The 18,013-nt window shown below is 64.4% G+C and carries 15 protein-coding genes and 1 tRNA gene; 5 read left to right on the top strand and 11 right to left on the bottom strand.

The features are described 5' to 3' along the window. From B5F90_RS07030 to lpxB, 8 genes are all read right to left on the bottom strand, one after another. Nucleotides 1–2,151 (bottom strand): TonB-dependent receptor, encoded by a 2,151-nt coding sequence (locus tag B5F90_RS07030; protein WP_087362092.1) that lies wholly within the window; start codon nucleotides 2,149–2,151, stop codon nucleotides 1–3. Next, a complete protein-coding gene (locus tag B5F90_RS07025; RefSeq protein ID WP_087362091.1) occupies nucleotides 2,151–2,804 on the bottom strand; it encodes an HmuY family protein in 654 nt (217 codons plus the stop codon). Before B5F90_RS07025 ends, B5F90_RS07030 begins: the two co-directional genes overlap by 1 nt. Before the next feature lie 24 nt (nucleotides 2,805–2,828). Beyond that, nucleotides 2,829–3,656, bottom strand: coding sequence for a calycin-like domain-containing protein (locus tag B5F90_RS07020; RefSeq protein ID WP_087362090.1), 828 nt, complete (start codon nucleotides 3,654–3,656; stop codon nucleotides 2,829–2,831). A 419-nt stretch (nucleotides 3,657–4,075) separates the two neighbouring features. Further along, a tRNA-Leu gene (locus B5F90_RS07015) sits at nucleotides 4,076–4,164 on the bottom strand. A gap of 328 nt (nucleotides 4,165–4,492) precedes the next feature. After that, complete coding sequence (locus B5F90_RS07010; protein WP_087362089.1) at nucleotides 4,493–6,478, bottom strand: S46 family peptidase; 1,986 nt, start codon at nucleotides 6,476–6,478, stop codon at nucleotides 4,493–4,495. 260 nt (nucleotides 6,479–6,738) lie between these two features. Further along, nucleotides 6,739–7,359, bottom strand: a complete 621-nt coding sequence (locus B5F90_RS07005; RefSeq protein WP_087362088.1) for a Maf family nucleotide pyrophosphatase — start codon at nucleotides 7,357–7,359, stop codon at nucleotides 6,739–6,741. Nucleotides 7,360–7,458: 99 nt separating this feature from the next. After that, nucleotides 7,459–8,094 (bottom strand): fumarylacetoacetate hydrolase family protein, encoded by a 636-nt coding sequence (locus B5F90_RS07000; RefSeq protein WP_087362087.1) that lies wholly within the window; start codon nucleotides 8,092–8,094, stop codon nucleotides 7,459–7,461. A gap of 15 nt (nucleotides 8,095–8,109) precedes the next feature. Further along, on the bottom strand, nucleotides 8,110–9,258 hold the full coding sequence (lpxB, locus tag B5F90_RS06995) for a lipid-A-disaccharide synthase (RefSeq protein WP_087362086.1): 1,149 nt from the start codon (nucleotides 9,256–9,258) through the stop codon (nucleotides 8,110–8,112). A gap of 293 nt (nucleotides 9,259–9,551) precedes the next feature. Here lpxB and B5F90_RS06990 point away from each other — a divergent pair, with 293 nt between their 5' ends. The 5 genes from B5F90_RS06990 (at nucleotide 9,552) to B5F90_RS06970 (ending at nucleotide 16,040) form a co-directional block, all read left to right on the top strand. Further along, nucleotides 9,552–11,120: a sulfatase gene (locus B5F90_RS06990; RefSeq protein WP_087362085.1), complete on the top strand. Its 1,569-nt coding sequence runs from the start codon at nucleotides 9,552–9,554 to the stop codon at nucleotides 11,118–11,120. A gap of 442 nt (nucleotides 11,121–11,562) precedes the next feature. Next, entirely contained in the window at nucleotides 11,563–13,518 is a 1,956-nt protein-coding gene (locus B5F90_RS11165; RefSeq protein ID WP_239307761.1) for an LTA synthase family protein, read from the top strand. A 277-nt stretch (nucleotides 13,519–13,795) separates the two neighbouring features. Beyond that, on the top strand, nucleotides 13,796–14,488 hold the full coding sequence (locus B5F90_RS06980) for a hemerythrin domain-containing protein (protein WP_087362084.1): 693 nt from the start codon (nucleotides 13,796–13,798) through the stop codon (nucleotides 14,486–14,488). Continuing rightward, nucleotides 14,485–15,093, top strand: coding sequence for a LuxR C-terminal-related transcriptional regulator (locus B5F90_RS06975; protein WP_087362083.1), 609 nt, complete (start codon nucleotides 14,485–14,487; stop codon nucleotides 15,091–15,093). The genes B5F90_RS06980 and B5F90_RS06975 overlap by 4 nt, the downstream gene beginning before the upstream one ends. Before the next feature lie 29 nt (nucleotides 15,094–15,122). Next, nucleotides 15,123–16,040, top strand: a complete 918-nt coding sequence (locus B5F90_RS06970) for a cation diffusion facilitator family transporter (RefSeq protein WP_087362082.1) — start codon at nucleotides 15,123–15,125, stop codon at nucleotides 16,038–16,040. Nucleotides 16,041–16,531: 491 nt separating this feature from the next. Here B5F90_RS06970 and yidD read toward each other — a convergent pair whose 3' ends face one another. The 3 genes from yidD to B5F90_RS06955 form a co-directional block, all read right to left on the bottom strand. Then, nucleotides 16,532–16,792: a membrane protein insertion efficiency factor YidD gene (gene yidD, locus B5F90_RS06965; RefSeq protein ID WP_087362081.1), complete on the bottom strand. Its 261-nt coding sequence runs from the start codon at nucleotides 16,790–16,792 to the stop codon at nucleotides 16,532–16,534. Further along, the gene (locus B5F90_RS06960; protein WP_234025747.1) at nucleotides 16,749–17,060 is read right to left on the bottom strand and encodes a ribonuclease P protein component; all 312 of its coding nucleotides are present in this window, start codon (nucleotides 17,058–17,060) and stop codon (nucleotides 16,749–16,751) included. The genes yidD and B5F90_RS06960 overlap by 44 nt, the downstream gene beginning before the upstream one ends. Nucleotides 17,061–17,153: 93 nt before the next feature. After that, nucleotides 17,154–18,011, bottom strand: coding sequence for a uroporphyrinogen-III synthase (locus B5F90_RS06955; RefSeq protein WP_239307760.1), 858 nt, complete (start codon nucleotides 18,009–18,011; stop codon nucleotides 17,154–17,156). Between the last annotated feature and the right edge of the window lie 2 nt (nucleotides 18,012–18,013).

Genomic DNA, 18,013 nt, shown 5'->3' with positions numbered 1-18,013 from the left:
TTATTTACGCTTGAAAAATTGTTCGAGATTCAGCGAAAGGCCCACCGAGCAGGTAGTACCGACGGTCGTGGGCGAGTTGCTGTAATAGTAGTCGGGGCGGTAGTTGAAGAGGTTGTCCACGGCCAGCGTGAGGTCCATCCCGCGCCACAGATGCTGCGTGAGGCTCAGTTTCCAAATCGTGTAGCCCGGATAGGTCTGCCGCACGGTCTGCTCGTAGGAGGTCACCTCGGTATAGACGTCGCACGTGACTGCCGACAGCCAGCGTCCCGACAGCGACACATTCAGACCGTAGTTCTTCCACTGCTTGTCATAGGCCAGGCGCGCCGTGGCCGCATGGGGCCGGGTCGAGGAGAGCTGCGGCTGTCCCCGCTCGATCATCTCGCGCGTGTAGGCATACGACACGCGCCACGAGATGCCGCACGCATATCGTCCCGACGCATTTGCCTCGGCTCCGGCCACCTGCAGAGGCGACATGTTCGTATAGACCTGCCCTTTAAGCTCCTGGTTCCAGACCGTGGTGATCCGGCTGTCCACCAAATTGTAGAATCCCGTTACGGTGAAACTGTGCTGTCCTTTCATATACTCAGCCGAGAGTGAAAAGTTGTGGCTCGTCTCGGCTTTCAATTCCGGATTTCCGTAGATCATGAAGATATTGCCCATATAGAAGTCCATGTACATCTCCTTGAGGGTCGGGGCACGGAATCCGCCTGCGTATGATGCCCGAAGCGAACAGTTTGCAACCTTATACATCACACCGAGTTTTGGCGAAAGGTGCGAAAGATTTGCTGCCGAAAAATGGTCGAAGCGCAGGCCCGCAATGAGGTTGAACCGCCGGTGCGGGTTCCAGTCGAACTGCGCGAAGGCATCGGCCGTATGCTGCGTATGGCTGCCGTTGTCCGTAAACTGGTAGGACATCAGGTAGTCACGCATGTAGTCGCCGCCGACGGTAAGAATATGTTTCCCGGCAAAGGTATGGTTGTAGAGCGTGCGCAGGGTGTGCTGTACGTTGCTGTAGTCGCGCACGTCGCGTGACGTGGGGACCAGATAGTCGCTTTTGTCGTACTGGTCGAAGGCATAGGAGAGTTCCAGATCATCGGACGGCGTAATCGCCCAATTGCCCTTCAGTCCGCCCGAGAAGCTGCGGTAGCGGTCCTTGATGCTCTCCGAGGCGTCGCGCTCGCGGAAGAAATATCCCGCCCGGGCCGTGAACTTCAAGCCTTCGGTCGCCGTGACGACGAGCCGCTCCTTGATATTGAGCGCCGTGTGTCCGTAGATGGTGCTGTAATCGCCCACCTCCGCGTTGTCGGTTCCCTTCGAGAGGTCGATGGCGTCGATTGAGGTGTACTGCACGTTGGTCGTCGAGTTGAACCGGCCCTGGTTGAATCCGACCGATCCTCCGTAACGCTGCTCGTTGTGGGCACCGTAACGGCCGTTCAGATTGACCGACCACGGCTCCCGCGATTCGCGGCTGATGAGGTTCACCACGCCGCCGATGGCATTCGATCCGTAGAGCGATGAAACGGCCCCCTTGACGATTTCGATGCGCCCGACATTGTCCAGGTTCAGGCGGCTGTAATCGACGTTGTCGAGCGTTTCGCCCGCCAGGCGCTCACCGTCGACGAGGAAGAGCACCGAATTGCCGCCGAATCCCGACATGTTGAGCGAAACCTGCTGGTTCATCGAGTAGGAGAACTCGATGCCCGGCAGTTCGCTTTGCAGCAGGTCGCCGACATGCGTCGCATCGACCTGTTTGATATCGGCCTCGGAGATGACACGGGTGACAATCGGGACATCCTTCAACAGTTTCGGGGTACGGGTGGCCGTCACCACCACCTGATCCATCATCGTGGAGCGCTCCGCAAGCCGGAAATTCAAGGGTCTGGTCTGGCCGGCAGCGATCTTTTCGCTGGCCGGTTCGTACCCGACAAACGAGGCGCAAAGCGTATACGTCTCTTTGCCCGGAAGCGCAATTTCATAACGACCCTCCGTGTCGGCCACGGCCCCGAGCGACGGCAATTCCTTTACGGTAACGGCCGCTCCGGTGAGCGGTCTGCCTGCCATGTCCGAAACGGTACCGGAGATCTTGTATTGAGCCTGCGTCTGCAGCGTAAACAGCAATCCCAAAAGAGATAGTACCAGCAGTTTCATCATTATTCAACGGGATAGAGGTAGTCAATGGTCATGTAACCCTTTACGGCAGCATCGTTCATGAAGTTTGCGAGACGCAGGGCCGCACAGGTACCGTCCTTCAGACGAAGCAGATAGATCTTCCCCGAAAGGGTGTAGATCGGCGGCATGGTCGAGGTGTCTACATTGAGCCAGCGCGAAAGAGTGGGGTTCCAATAATCCTCGGCATAGAGGATGATGCCGTCCATCATCTGCGACATGTCGATTGTGATGCGGTCGGTGGTCCATTCATCTTCCGTCCATTGCTCTTCGGAAACCGATTCGGGCGCCGGAAGTGCATCGAAAGACCCCGCCTGGCTTTCCCAGACGGTGCCGCCGTTGGTCTTCGTGTCATATCGGTGTACGGCAAAATCCCACGTTTCGGGAGCCGCTTCACCCACCGGTGTCGTTGTTACCTGTTTGCCGTGCAAATCGACATAATGCCATTCGGTATAATCCGTGGCGTCGATATAGATCCGTCCCGTGCGGGTTCCTTCGTCGATGAGGATAAACCCATATTCGTTCCCGGTCCCGGATGTGGGCATATCATAAATACCCTCGAAGATGCCGTTGCAGGCCGGGAGCAACAGCAGCAGTGTCGCTCCCGACAAGAACAGCCCAGCCTGTTTGCAGTTCATGGCCAATCTCGCTTTTTCGTCGAGTTACTCTTCCGTAGTCGGAGCCGTTCCCGGCAGCAGCGTGACGGTCAGTCCGCCCATGACGGCCGGTACGTTGAATGCGATTGAGAAGTCGTCCTTGGCGGCATTGCTCCGGCCGCTGAGCGTGAAGTCGTAGTTGCTTGTCGAGCCACCCATTCCCATGGCTACGCTGCCGCTGCCCGTAAAGACGTACTCTTCGCCCTCTTTGGTCGCAGTGGCCGACTCAACAGTAAAGGTTCCCCACGAGGCGGATTCGAAGACAACCTTCACGCTGCCGTCGCCGTTGGCCGTCAGTTTTACGCTTTCGCCATCGGTATAACGATTCTGGAACATCGCACAGTCGGCATCCGTATATCCTTCGTAGGTTCCGGCCAGCAGCAGGTCGGCCGGAGCGTCGCCTGTCTGGAACGTAAGAGTCATGCCGCCCATGACGGCCGGTATCGAAAACTCCATCCGGGCATCGTCCTGCGACCGGATCTCGGCCGTGAAGGTGCAGTCATAGGTCGAGGTATTCCCGTTCATGCCCATCTGCGTCTGCCCGCTGCCCGAGAGTGTGCAGAGGTCTCCGTTTACAGTCGCCTGTGCATCGGTGATGGTAAATTCGCCCCACGTGGCGGAGGTGAACGATACGGAGGCGGTGCCGTCCGTGTTTTTCGTGAGGACAACGGTCTCATCCGCCGAGATCATGTTCTGGAAATAGTTGCAACTGGCCAGCGTATAGCCGTTGTAGCGGCCTGCAAAGTCGACCGTTTTCGAACCGTTTTCATCCTTGTCACACGCCATCATAAAGACTGCGGCGGATAACATCATAAGTACAGATTTGATTTTCATAGGGCTGATTGTTATTTTTCGGAAACAAAATTACCGGTGTTACAGCGCCCCGGCAATACTCACTTTTTATGATTTTTTCAGCCCGATTTTGGAACGGATTAGGTATATGTTGGTAGGCAATCAGGGTTGAATGTCACGGTACATAGCTCTTTCATGACAAGTCATCTTCCGCACGAACGGCTGCTGCGGCACGCTCGACGTTGGAGCGGGGATGTAAATCACTTTGCTGTTAATGGAGCCAGGTTTGCATTTTCAATGCGATGATCGGTAACTCTCCGTATCGCACAGACAATTCTTGCTCCAACCGGTTGACTGGGTGATTCTGACGGATGCTGATTATGTGGTTCAGGATGAAATGCGGACACGGTGCGGACACGGAAAACGAAAAACCGCGTCAGAGTTTCCTCTAACGCGGTTTCTGGTGCCCAGGACAAGACTCGAACTTGCACGAACGTAATTGTTCACTACCCCCTCAAAGTAGCGTGTCTACCAATTTCACCACCTGGGCGACACTGCCGAATTTCTCATTTCGGGTGTGCAAATATAGAGTTTATATTTGAATCCGCCAAATTTTCGGACGCTTTGTGTCGAAAAAATGATTTTTTTCTTCCCTCCGCCCTCCACCGGGGAAGCCGTGAGGTCGGTGGAAGACTGCCGCAGGGCGGTCTCGGACGGTTGTGGAGGCCGGAGGGAGGCTGGCTAAGGGGGGGGCCGCCGGGGAAGCCGTGAGGCCGGGGACGACTGCCGCCCGACAGGAGGTGCCCCATAATAAAAAAGGAACCGTCCGCCCCGATGCGGGGTGAACGGCTCCCGATGGCTCTGCGGGCCGGGCTGCCTCAGCGGACGAAATCCATCTCGCGGAAGAGGTAGTCGGCCCCGCCGATGCGGTCGATGACGAAGAGCACGTAGCGGATGTCCACCGCGATGTTGCGGCAGATTTCCGGGTCGAACTCGATGTCGCTCATCGTCGAGCGCCACGTGCGGTCGAAGTTGATGCCCACCAGCTCGCCGCGGCCGTTGATGACGGGCGAGCCCGAGTTGCCCCCCGTCGTGTGGTTCGTCGCCAGGAAGCAGACGGGCACCGTGCGCCGTCCGTCGAGCGTGATGCCCCAGCGGCCGTACTCCTTCGAGGCGTAGAGGTCGCGCAGTTGCTGCGGGATGTCGTAGTCGTAGATTTCGGGGTTGTCCTTGGCGATGATGCCGTCGAGGGTAGTCTGCGGCTTGTGGTACTCGCCGTCGGCATATTCGTATCCGGCCACCGAGCCGTAGGCCACGCGCAGCGTGAGGTTGGCGTCGGGGAAGAAGGCCCGTTGGGTGTCCCACTCGCGCAGCCCGCGGATGTAGCGGGTGTAGAGCTCGTTGAGGCGCTTGCTCGTGAGGTTGCGCAGCGAGCGCGTCCCTAGCAGCCAGACGATGTGGCTGCGCATGCGCTTGATGCCGGAGGCGAGCGCCTCGGCGTCGGCCGACTTCTCGCCGCTCCACACCTCCTCGAAGAGGTGGCGGGCATATGCCTCGGGGCTGTCCCACGTGTGGAGGCCGTCGAGGAACTCGGGAATCAGATAGGGTGCCGGGCAGCGGGCGGCATACTCCGCGGCGAGGAACTCGAAGAGGGCCTGCTCGGTGGCGCGGCGCCGCTCGAAGCAGCTCTCGGCACGCTCCTCCTCGTCGTAGGAGGTGGGCAGCGCGGCGAGCGTCTCCGAGATGAGCTCGTAGGCGAAGTAGGCGTCGGCGATGCGGGCATATTCGGCCTTGAGCTCCGCCACCACCGTGCGGTACTCCTCGCGGTCGGCGGCCCAGGCGGCAAAGCGCTCCTCGTAGTCGTGCTTCTTGGCCACCGTGCCCAGACGGTTGATGCCCAGCATCTCGCCCTGCCACTTCTTCCATGCGTTGGCGATGGTGGCGTGCTTGGCGGCGTAGTGGATGCGCAGCTCGGGGTCCTCGGCCTGCGCCTCCGAGATAATCTCGAGGCGGCCGGTGCGGATGGCAATCTTGGCCGGGTCGGAGCGCTCGGCGATGTAGGCCACGGCGTCCGAGAGGATGTACTCCTGGGTGTTGCCCGGGAAGCCGTAAATCATCGTGAAGTCACCCTCGTGGATGCCGCGCAGCGAGATTTTGAAGTGGCGCGCCGGGCGGTAGGGGACATTCTCCGGCGAGTAGGGCGCCGGACGGTTGTCCTTGCCGGCATAGACGCGGAAAATCGAGAAGTCGCCCGTGTGGCGCGGCCAAATCCAGTTGTCCGTGTCGCCGCCGAACTTGCCGATGGACGAGGGGGGCGTGGCCACCAGACGCACGTCGTCGAACTGCTCGTAGAGGAAGAGGAACTGCTGGTTGCCGTAGTACATCTGCTCGACCGAGGCGCGGTAACCCTTGCCCTCGGCTTCGGCCTTGCGGCAAATCTCCTCGGGGCTCTCGCCCGCGGCGATGCGGTCGGTCACCTCCTCCATGCGGACCAGCACCCGCACGTTGAGCCCCTCGTTGGGGAGCTCCTCGGCGCGCGAGCGGGCCCAGAAGCCGTAGGTCAGGTAGTCGTGTTCGAGCGACGAGTGGGCCTGGATGTAGTCGTAGCCGCAGTGGTGGTTGGTCAGCAGCAGCCCCTCGTCCGAGACGAATTCGCCGGTGCAGCCTCCGTCGAAGAGGACCACGGCGTCCTTGAGCGAGGCGCGGTTGATGCTGTAGATGTCTTCGGCCGTGAGGCGGAAGCCCTTGGCGCGCATGTCGTCGATGCGCGACGAGATGAGGCTCGGGAGCCACATTCCCTTGTCCGCCAGCGCGGGCAGCGTCAGCAGCAGCACGGCGAGGGTCAGAAACGTACGTTTGAACATGGTTCGATGGTTTTTTGTGGGTTTTTCGTTGGGTTTTTGTTGGATTTCGTTGGATTTCGTTGGGTTGTTGCGGGTCGGGGTTGCGCGGGGCTCCGGGCGCTTTCCGCGGGGTCTGTGCAGCCGGGGCGGAGCGTCGGGTGTCGGGTGTCGGGGGCGTTGGGCCGCTGCGGCCGCTCTCCGGGCCGCTCTGCCTCGGATTGTTCTGCCTCGGGTCGTTTCCGGGCCGCTTCCGGTTTCCGGACCGCTCTCCGGGGCGCGGGCTACTCTGCCGGCGTCCCCTCTTCGCCGGCCGCAAGGAAGCGCTCCAACTCGACGTAGAGCCGCTGTACGGGGAGCCCCATGACGTTGTAGAACGAGCCGTCGATGCGCTCGATGGCCACATATCCGAGCCACTCCTGGATGCCGTAGGAGCCCGCCTTGTCGTAGGGGCGGCAGGTGTCGACGTAGTAGTCAATCTCCTCGTCGCGCAGGGGGCGGAACCACACCTCGCTGCGGGCCGTGAAGGTGTGGCTTGCGTGCACGGTGCGCAGCGTCACGCCCGAGACCACCACGTGCGACCGCCCCGCAAGGGCGCGGAGCATCGCGACGGCGTCGGTGCGGTCGTGCGGCTTGCCCAGCACCCGGTCGCCGAGTACCACGACCGTGTCGGCCGTGAGCAGGATGTCCCGCTCGCCGAGCGGAAAGGGGTAGGCCTCGCTCTTGAGGCGGGAGAGGTAGCGCGGCACCTCCTCGGCCGGCAGTCCGGCCGGGTAGCGCTCCTCGCAGGCGTAGCGCGGGGCGAGTTCATAGGGGAGGCCGCAGCCGCTCAGCAGCTCGCGTCGCCGGGGCGACTGCGAGGCCAGCAGCAGACGGTAGTTGCGGAGTCGTTCGTGCAGCAGCATGGTTGTGTGTCGTGTCTTGTCGGTTTGCGGGTCGGCCGGCTCCGCGCGGGGGCGGTGTCCGACCGGCCGGTGGTTTTATGCGGACCGCTCGGGGGCGGGTCAGCGGATGTCGAAGCAGAGCTGCTCGTGCCCCTCGAGCGTGGCGCGCAGCGTGTCGCCCGGGCGGACGGGCCCCACGCCGGCCGGCGTGCCGGTGAAGAGCAGGTCGCCCATGCGGAGGGTCAGGTAGCGCGAGACGCAGGCGATGAGGCGGTTGACCGGGTAGAGCATGAGCGACGTGTCGCCCTGCTGGCGCACCTGGCCGTTGAGCTCCAGCTCGAAGCGGAGCCGCTGCACGTCGCCGCCCAGCTCCTCGAGCGGGATGAAGCGGGGCGCGAGGGCCGCCGAGCGGTCAAAGGCCTTGGTCCGCTCCCAGGGGAGCCCCAGGCGGATGGCCTCGCGCTGCAGGTCGCGCGCCGTGAAGTCGATGCCGAGCCCCACCTCGTGGTAGTATCGGTGGGCGAAACGCTCCTCGATGCACTTGCCCACGCGGTCGATGCGCACCACCAGCTCGCACTCGTAGTGCACCTCCTGCGAGAAGTCGGGGACGTAGAAGGGGTCGTTGTTGCGCAGCAGCGCCGTGTCGGGCTTGAGGAACCAGAGCGGCTCGTCGGCCGCCTCCGTCCCGAGCCCCGTCTGGTGGTGGAGCTCCGCGGCGTGGGCGGCGTAGTTGCGTCCGATGCAGATGATTTTCATGGGTCGTCTCTTTGTTTACCGGTCATTGGGGGCGGAGTCGCGGCGGAGCTCCCCGACCATGCGGCGGGCGAAGCGCTCGCTGGCCCCCGGGCCGCCGATGATGCGGCGCAGCTGGTCGAAGTCGTCGAGCATGCGCTGCCGCCGGGAGCCCCCTTCGAGGATGGCGCGCAGCTCGCGCTCGGCCGCGGTGATGTCGAGGTCGGACTGGATGAGCTCGCGCACCGCCTCGCGCCCGAGGTTGAGGTTGACGAGCGAGACCCAGGGCACCTTCAGCACGTAGGGGCGCAGCTTGACCTGGAACCAGAGCGTGCGGTAGACCACCACCTCGGGGATGCCCAGCAGCGCCGTCTCGAGCGTCGCGGTGCCCGAGGTGACGACGGCCGCCTCGGCCGCCGCAAGGGTTTCATAGGTCTGGTCGCAGACGTAGCGGATGGAGCTCCCCGCTATGTAGCGCTCGTAGAGCGCGCGGTCGAGCCACGAGACGCCCGCCACGACGAACTGCCGCTCGGGGAAGCGCTCGGCCAGACGGGCCATGAGGGGGAGGTTGTCGCGGATTTCGCCGGCGCGGCTGCCGGCCAGCAGCGCCACGATGGGGCGGCTGTCGAGGCCGTTGCGGCGGCGGAACTCCTCGGGTGTGGGGAGCTCGGGCAGCCGCCGGTCGATGGCGTCGACCAGCGGGTTTCCCTCGAAGATGGGGGTGATGCCCTTCGAGGAGAAGTATTGCCGCTCGAAGGGGAAGATGATGAAGAGGCGGTCGACGTAGCGGCGGATGGACTTCACGCGGTATTCGCGCCAGGCCCACACCTTGGGGGCGATGTAGTAGAAGGTGCGGATGCCCTGCTCGTGGGCCCAGCGGGCCATCTTCATGTTGAAGCCCGGGTAGTCAATCAGAATCAGCACGTCGGGGGCGAAGGCGGCGACATCCTGCCGGCACTCGAGCATCTGGCGGCGGATGGTTCCCAGGTTGCGGAGCACCTGCACGATGCCGAAGAACGAGGTCTCGCGGTAGTGCTTCGCCAGGTTGCGCTCGCCGCCCGCACGGGCCATCCGGTCGCCGCCCCAGAAGCGGAACTGCGCTTCGGGGTCGGCCTTGCGGAGCCCTTCGATGAGGTTTGCGCCGTGCAGGTCGCCCGAGGGTTCGCCTGCGATGAGGTAGTATTTCATGTGCGGAAGTGTTGCGTTGCGGCGGGCGGGGCGCCGGGCCCCCCTCTCCCGTCCGCGAGACAAAAATAGCGAATCCCGGCGCTTCGGCAAAACTTTTCGGCCCCAAATCGGCCGCGCGCCCCGCCCGAGGGGTGCACCGCATCGAAAAAATCGTATCTTTGTCTTCAGAAACGGTCCCGGCCCGCCGCCCGGCGCTTCGGAAGGCACCCCGTCCGACGCTCCGGCTCCGCCCCGGTCCCGAAGAGCAACCAACCGACAACCAACCCAAAACAAAAACCCATTCCGAACCTCTCATGAAGCGTTCCCCCCTTCTGCTTGCCGGCGGCATTGCCGCCGTGGCGGCTTCGACCGCCGGCTGCGGCTCCCGCCCCGAGGCGCCCCGCCGCCCGATGAACATCCTCTACATCATGACCGACGACCACACGTCGCAGATGATGAGCTGCTACGACGACCGTTACGCCTCGACGCCCAACCTCGACCGCATCGCCGATGAGGGCGTCCGCTTCACCAACAGCTTCGTGGCCAACTCGCTGAGCGGCCCGAGCCGCGCCTGCATGCTCACGGGCAAGCACTCCCACGCCAACGGCTACACCGACAACACCTTCTGCGCCCCGTTCGACGGCTCGCAGCAGACCTTCCCCAAGCTGCTCCAGGGGGCCGGCTACGAGACGGCCGTCGTGGGCAAGTGGCATCTGGGAAGCCTCCCCACGGGCTTCGACTACTGGGAGGTGGTCCCCGGCCAGGGCGACTACTACAACCCACTCTTCATCCGTCAGAGCGGCGACACGACCCTCTGCGAGGGCTATCTGACGAGCATCATCACCGACAAGAGCATCGAATGGCTCGAACACGGGCGCGATACGACGAAGCCCTTCTGCCTTCTGGTGCACCACAAGGCGCAGCACCGCAACTGGATGGCCGACACCTGCCATCTGGCGCTCTATGAGGAGCGCGACTTCCCGCTGCCCGAGACCTTCTTCGACGACTACGAGGGGCGTCCGGCTGCCGCCGCGCAGGAGATGTCCATCGCCTCGGACCACGACATGGATGTGGTCTACGACCTCAAGATGTGGCGCAAGGGGGTCCGCAGCCGGCTGAGCGCCGGTTACGAGCGGATGCTCGACCGCATGAACCCCGAGCAGCGGGCCGCCTGGGAGCGCTTCTACGGGCCGCTCATCGAGGAGTTCTACCGCCACGAGCCGCAGGGGCGCGAACGGGCGCAGTGGAAGTTCAACCGCTACATGCGCGACTACCTGAAGACGCTCCGCTCGCTCGACGACAACGTGGGGCGGCTGCTCGACTACCTCGAGGAGTCGGGTCTGGCCGACAACACGCTGGTGGTCTACACCTCGGACCAGGGCTTCTACATGGGCGAGCACGGCTGGTTCGACAAGCGCTTCATGTATGAGGAGTCGATGCGCACGCCGCTGGTGATGCGCCTGCCGGGCGGTGCGCGGGGCGACATCGATGCCCTGGTGCAGAATATCGACTACGCCCCCACCTTCCTCGAGCTGGCCGGGGTGCCGGTTCCCGACGACATCCAGGGGCGTTCACTGCTGCCGCTGCTGCGGGGCGAGCATCCCGCCGACTGGCGCCGTGCGCTCTACTACCACTTCTACGAATATCCGGCCGAGCATATGGTCAAGCGCCACTACGGCGTGCGGACCGAGCGCTGGAAGCTCATCCACTTCTACAACGACATCGACTGGTGGGAGCTCTACGACCTGGAGGCCGATCCCCACGAGCTGCACAACCTCTACGGCGAGCCGGCTTATGCCGACACGGAGGCCCGGCTGCACGAGGAGCTGCGGCGCCTGCAGCAGCAGTACGGCGACCCGATTGAGGAGCAGCTGACGCGCTGACGCGCGGGGCAGCCCCCGATAAAACGCCTGCGGGACGACGGAACCTCTCCGCCGTCCCGCTTTTTATGCGGCCGCCGAGCCTGCTTTTGTGGTTCGTCCGCCGCGCCCGGCTATTTTATGGTTTGTCGACCGGCCCCCGTCTGCCTGCCGGCCCGCCGCGCCTGTCCACCGCGCCTGCCCGCCGTCGGCCGGCCTCCGCCCGCCTGCCTGTCGTCCGGCCCCGTCCGTTTCTCCACCCTTCCCTCCTGTCCACCGCCGGCCCCCCCCCGCCGTCCTCCCGCCGTCTTTTTGGTCGGTTTCCCTCCTCCGTAGGTCGCCAAACGGACGCCGCAGAGCGCTTTTTCGCAACAAAATCGTACCTTTGCACCGGGCCCTGCCGCCGGGCCGGTTGCACTCTGCGCACCGGTGCCGCCCCCGAGGCGCCCCTCCAATACCGAAGACCATGCAAAAGAGACTCCTGTTCCCCCTTGCCACCTTCTGCGCCACCACCCTGGTGATGGCGCTCCAGAAACCCGTATTCCTCCTCTACTACGCCTCCGAGGCGGCCCGTTACGGCTTCGGCGACTGGTGCCGGGTCGTCTGGCACGGCCTCTCGCTCGACATGACCGTGGCGGGCTACGTCACCGCCCTGCCGCTGCTGCTCACGCTCCTCTCGCTCTGGGTCACCCTCTCCGACCGCACGTGGCGGCGCATCTTCGGCCTCTACTTCTGGGTGGTGGCGCTGGTTGCGGGGGCGGTCTTCGCCGTCGACCTGGCCCTCTACGAACACTGGGGCTTCCGCCTCGACGGCACGGCGCTGATGTACCTCGACGCCCCGAAGGAGGTGCTGGCCAACGTCGACTGGTGGATGGGCATCCGCCAGACGCTCTTCTTCGCCGCCTGCACGGCGCTGCTCGTCTGGCTCTACCGCCTGCTGGTGCGGCGGCTCTTCCTCCCGGCGGGACGCATCCCGCTGCGCGGGGTGTGGAGCCTCGTGCTGCTTCTGCTCGGCGGCTTCGACTTCCTGGCCATCCGCGGAGGGGTCGGCGCCTCGGTGGCCAACGTCTCGAAGGTGGCCTTCAGCCCCGAGATGTTCCTCAACCAGGCGGCCGTCAACCCGCTCTTCTCCTTCCTCTCGACGCTGGGCGACGACGGCTCCTATGCCGATGCCTACCCCTTCTTCCCCGAGGAGGAGCGCGCCGCCCGCTTCGAGGAGCTGCGCGGCAACCGCCGTGCGGAGGGTGCTCCCGCCGCCGCGGGCTATGCGTCGGCTTCCGCTCCGGCCTCTGCGGAGGATGCCGCCCCGACCGGCGCTCCGACCGCCGCTCCGGCCGCTTCCTCCGGCTCCGTCCCGGCCGATGCGGCCGATGCGGTGCTCCGCACGCAGCGCCCCAACGTGGTGGTCGTGCTGCTCGAAAGCTTCGGCCGTACGGTGATGGATGCCACGTGCGAAGGCGAGCCCGTTATGCCCAACATGCAGCGGCTCAAGAGCGAGGGGGTCTGGTTCGAGAACTTCTTCGCCAACTCGTTCCGCACCGACCGCGGCGAGGTGGCCGTCCTGAGCGGCTTCCCGGCCCAGACGCTCCTCTCGGTGATGAAGCTCCCGGCCAAGGCCGCGACGCTCCCCTCCATCGCCCGCTCGCTGGGGGAGGAGGGCTACGCCACGAGCTTCACCTACGGCGGCGACCTGAACTTCACCAACCAGGCCTCGTACCTCTACGCCACGGGGTGGCAGGAGCTCGTATGGCAGCGTGACCTGCACTTCGACGCCCCCGCCTCGCACTGGGGCTACGACGATGCGGTGATGTGCGACTACTTCGCGCGGCGGGTCATCGAACTCGATGCCGGGGGGCACCCCTTCCTTGCCGGACTGCTCACGCTGAGCAGCCACATCCCCTTCGATGTCCCCTATGCGCGCTTCGACGACAAGGTGCTCAACGCCATGGCCTTCTCCGACGAGTGCGTCGGACGGATGGTCGAGCGGCTGAAGGCCTCGCCCGCCTGGGAGAACCTGCTGCTGGTGCTGGTGGCCGACCACGGCTACCCCTATCCCGAAGGCATCGCCTACAACATCCCGCTGCGCCACCGCATCCCGATGCTCTGGCTGGGGGGCGCCGTGGCACGGCCGCGCTCGGTCGAGGACTATGGCTCGCAGATGGACTTCGCGGCGACGCTGCTGGGGAGCATGGGGCTGAGCCACGAGGCGTTCGACTACAGCAAGGACCTCTTCGACACGGTCAACCAGCCGCGGCGCTTCGCCTACTACACCTTCAACGAGGGCTTCGGCGTGGTCGACGCCTCGGGCGAAGCGGTGTGGGACTGCGCCGCCGACCGCGCCGTCTCGGTCACCTCGCCCGAGCTGCTCGACGTGGGGCGCACGCTGCTGCAGACGACCTATGTCGACATCGACCGCCGTTGAGGCCGGCGGCCCGGTGGGGTGAGGCGGCCCGAAAATACCTGAAAATGGGGATTGCACATTCCCGCCGCAACGGCTATCTTTGAACGGTTCAAACAGGCCGCCCCGCCCGACGCGCAAGGCTGCGGAAGAGCCCGCCCGGCGCTTCGGCCCGGCTGCGGAAGGCTCCCGGTTCCGAGTGCGCTCCGGCGACGGCATCCCGGTTCCCGGCTGCGGAAGAGCCTACCCGGCAAAACACTCAGGGCCTCCGGCTCCGAGGCGGCTGCAAAACGATGAAACCATGTACAGAATAGGAAAATACGACGTCGACGACCGCATGTGCGACCTGGTGTGCGACAACTACCCCGTGCTGCTGGTCATGAGCCGCTTCGGCATCTCCCTCGGATTCGGCGACGCTACCATCGGCGAGGTGTGCCGCGCGGCGGGGGTCGATGCGGCCACCTTCCTGGCCGTGGTCAACATGCTGACGGCCGGCGAGGCGATGCTCGCCGACGACCCCTCGGGCCTCTCGGTCGAGGCGCTGCTGGGCTACCTTCACAATTCGCACGGATACTTCCTCGACTTCCGCCTGCCGGCCATCCGCCGCAAGCTCATCGAGGCCATCGACTGCAGCAGCGACGTGGCGCTGGTCGTCATCCGCTTCTTCGACGCCTACGTGGCCGAGGTGCAGAAGCACATGGCCTACGAGGAGGGGCGCGTCTTCCCCTACGTGCGGGCGCTGCTCACCGGCACCCGTCCGGATGACTACTCCATCGACGTCTTCAGCCGCCACCACGACCAGGTGGAGTCGAAGCTCTCGGAGCTCAAGCGGATTCTGATTCGCTACTACCCGGCGCAGGGGACCAATGAGCTCAACAGCGTCCTCTTCGACCTCTTCACCTGCGAGCAGGACCTCGCCTCGCACAACGCCGTCGAGGACAGGCTCCTCACCCCGGCCATCCGCCGCCTCGAGCAGAAAGGGGGTCCGCAATGAGCAAGGCGCTGAAATTTGCCGTCGCCGAGCCCTCGGCCATCATCCGCTGCGGGCTGCTGGCGCTGCTGCGCGAGATGCCGGGCGTCAACCTCGACATCCTTGAAATCGGCGACATGTCGCGTCTTGCGATGCTCCTCACGCGCCACCGCCCCGACGTGCTGGTGGTCAACCCCGCCTCGCTGGGGCTCATCACCCCGCAGCAGTTGCGCGACGAGTCGGGCTGCGAACGGATGCGCTGCGTGGCGCTGCAGCTGGCCGTCACCGACTCGTCGGTGCTGCAGGCCTACGACGAGACTCTCTCGCTCTACGACTCGGAGGAGCAGCTGCGCGCCAAAATCCTGCGACTCGAGGGGTCGCGCGGCACCGAGCCGCGGCAGGAGCCCCTCTCGGCCCGCGAGCGCGAGATAGTCGTCTGCATCGTCAAGGGGATGACCAACAAGCAGATTGCCGACCACCTCTGCATCTCGACCCATACGGTCATCACCCACCGGCGCAACATCATCGCCAAGCTGCAGATTCACTCGCCGGCCGGGCTGACCATCTACGCCATCGTCAACAAGCTGGTCGAGCTCTCCGACGTGAAGGAGAGCATCGGCGAGCTCTGAAGGGTACGAAAAGACAAACATCAAACAATATGGCACAGGAACCTCATCATCACCATCATCATCCGCTCCCGGCCGACGCCTTGTCTCTCAACCGGGCCTTCGTGCTGGGCATTGCGCTCAACCTGCTCTTCGTCATCGTCGAGTTCGTCGTCGGCCTCTGCTACGGCTCGATGGGTCTGCTCTCCGATGCGGGCCACAACCTGAGCGACGTGGCCGGCCTGCTGCTGGCGATGCTCGCCTTCCGGCTGTCGCAGAGCCCCGCCACGTCGCGCTACACCTACGGCTACAAGAAGAGCACGGTGCTCATCTCGTTGCTCAACTCGCTCATCCTGCTCATCGCCGTCGGGGTGATTGTGGCCGAGAGCATCGGCCGCATGCTCCATCCCGAGGCGGTCACGGGGGATGCCATCGCCTGGACGGCCGGCGTCGGGGTCCTGGTCAACGGCTTCACGGCGTGGCTCTTCATGCGCGACAAGGGGCGCGACCTCAACGTCCGCGGCGCCTTCCTCCACATGGCGGCCGACGCCCTCGTCTCGGTAGGGGTGCTGCTCTCGGGCGTCATCATCTCGTGGACGGGGTGGAGGCTCATCGACCCGATTGTGGGTCTTGCCGTGGCGGCGGTCATCGTCGGCTCCGTCTGGTCGCTGCTGCGCGACAGCCTGCGCCTCTCGCTCGACGGCGTGCCCGAGGGCATCCGCCTCGAGGAGGTCGAGCGCACCATCGCCTCGGTTGAGGGGGTACGGGGCGTGCACCACATCCATATCTGGGCCATCAGCACCACGGAGAATGCCCTCACGGCCCACGTCGTGCTGGAGCCCGAAGCCGAGGCCCGCATGGAGCAGGTCAAGCATCAGGTCAAGGAGCGGCTGCACGAGGCGGGCATCGGCCACGCCACGCTCGAATTCGAGACGGCGGGCGAGCACTGCTGCGAACCGTATGACCTCTGAGCCGCCGGGGAAACGCTGCTGCGAGCCGCACGACCTCTGAGGTGCCGGGAAACTTCTGAACGGTTGAACGGTCCTTCTCGGCCCCCTTGGCGGCCGGCGCTACCCGGGGCCGCCGGGTGACCTTCGACTCGTCTCTGCCGCGCGATTTTGGGACCGCCGAGCACCATCTTTCAGCCGCCGCGCACGACCTCTGAACCTCCGCGGCCGTGCAAGCATGCAAAAAGCGCCCCGCATCCTCCGATTCAAGGATGCGGGGCGCTTTGTTTGTCTGTTTGTCCGGGGCTTTGGCGGCGCCTCTTTCGGCGCCTCTCGGGGTTTTCGGGCCTCCGGGGCCTCTCCGGACCTTTTTCTCCTTTTTATCCCGCCGGCCGTTGTGTCGTTGCCTTGTCCGGCCATCGTTCGGTCGTCATTCGGGTCTTCTCAGGGCCTCTTCCTTCCTCTTTCCAGCCCCTTCCTTTTCCGGTCCCTCCCCGGTCGGCAGGCCGCGCCGCTCAGGGGACGGGGTCGTAGCCGCTGCCGCCCCACGGGTGGCACCGTGCAAGGCGCCGCAGCGTCAGCCAGCTCCCCTTCAGCGGGCCGTACTTGCGCAGCGCCTCGACGGCATACTGCGAGCAGGTGGGCGTAAAGCGGCACGAGGGGGGCGTGAAGGGGGAGATGCAGTAGCGGTAGAACTGCACCAGCACCAGCAGCGGAAAGGCGGCGACGCGCTTAAAGCCGCTCCGCAACGTTTTCCAGAATCCGGCGGACGGCATGGGCAATGGTCTTGTAGGGGAGCACCTCCTTCGAGGAGTAAATCAGCGCCAAATCGACGTTCGACTGCCCGCAGTGGTTCGTGAGCAGCTGCTTCTGCAGGCGGTAGGCCTCCTTCGTGCGGCGGCGCAGCAGGTTGCGGCGGTTGGCCCGCTTGTGGAACTTCTTGGGGACCGAGAAGAGCACCTCGACCGAGGCCTCGACGTCGGGTTCGGCGTAGCAGACGTAGCGGAACGGAAAGACGAAGCCCCCCTCGCCGTGCTGAAACAGCCGCCGCACGGCTCCGAGCGAACGGAGCCGCTCCGACGGTCGAAGGGCATGGGGATGCTGCATCATGGTCGTGCCTCCTGTTTGTGCGCGGTGCTACTTGGCGCTCTCCGTACGGCGGACGCGGCTCTTCTTGGCGAGCTTGTGCTGCTGGCTGCGGATGAACTCCTCCTTGCGGGTGTCGGTGGTCAGCGCCACGGGCTGGGGCTCCTCGCCGGCAGCCACCTTCGTCAGGAAGATGTCCACGGCCTTGGCCATCGAGGGGGCCTCGGGCGTGGGGGCGTTGGCCAGCACGGTCAGACCCGCATCGAGCGCCGCACGCAACGTACCCTCGCCGAAGACGGCGATGGCGGGCAGCCCCTCGGTGCCGAAGTGCTCGACGAGCGCCTTGACGTCCGACGGCGAGTAGAGGGCCAGCAGCCCGTACTCCTTCAGGTCGAGGTCGTTCAGGTCCGAGGCCACCGTGCGGGCCAGAATCACCGGGTGGAACGAGAGCTTGAACTTGGCCAGCGTCTCGGGCAGCTCGGATTTGTGGGGCTCGCTCAGCGTGAGCAGGAACTTCTCCTCCTTATGCTTGACAATCAGTTCGATGAGCGACGTAAAGGAGCCGTCGCCGAACGAGATTTTCCGTTTGCGGTAGACGATGTACTTCTGCAGGTAGAGCGCCACGGCTTCCGTCTGGCAGATGTACTTCATGGTTTCGGGCACGGTGATGCGGGCCTCCTCGCAGATGTGGAAGAAGCTGTCGATGGTGGTGCGCGAGGTGAAGATGACGGCCGTATGGTCGAGAATCTCGACCCGCTGTCCGCGGAACTCCTTCAGCGAGACGCCTACGACGCGGATGAAGGGGTTGTATTCGATAGCAACGTTGTGCTTCCGGGAGAGTTCGTAGAAGGGGGACTTTTCGATAATCGCAGGACGGGGCTGCGACACTAAGACTTTGCTAACTTTCAATG

This window comes from Alistipes sp. An31A, from assembly GCF_002159425.1.
GTDB lineage: Bacteria > Bacteroidota > Bacteroidia > Bacteroidales > Rikenellaceae > Alistipes > Alistipes excrementigallinarum.
This window is presented reverse-complemented; position numbering and strand designations above follow the sequence as displayed.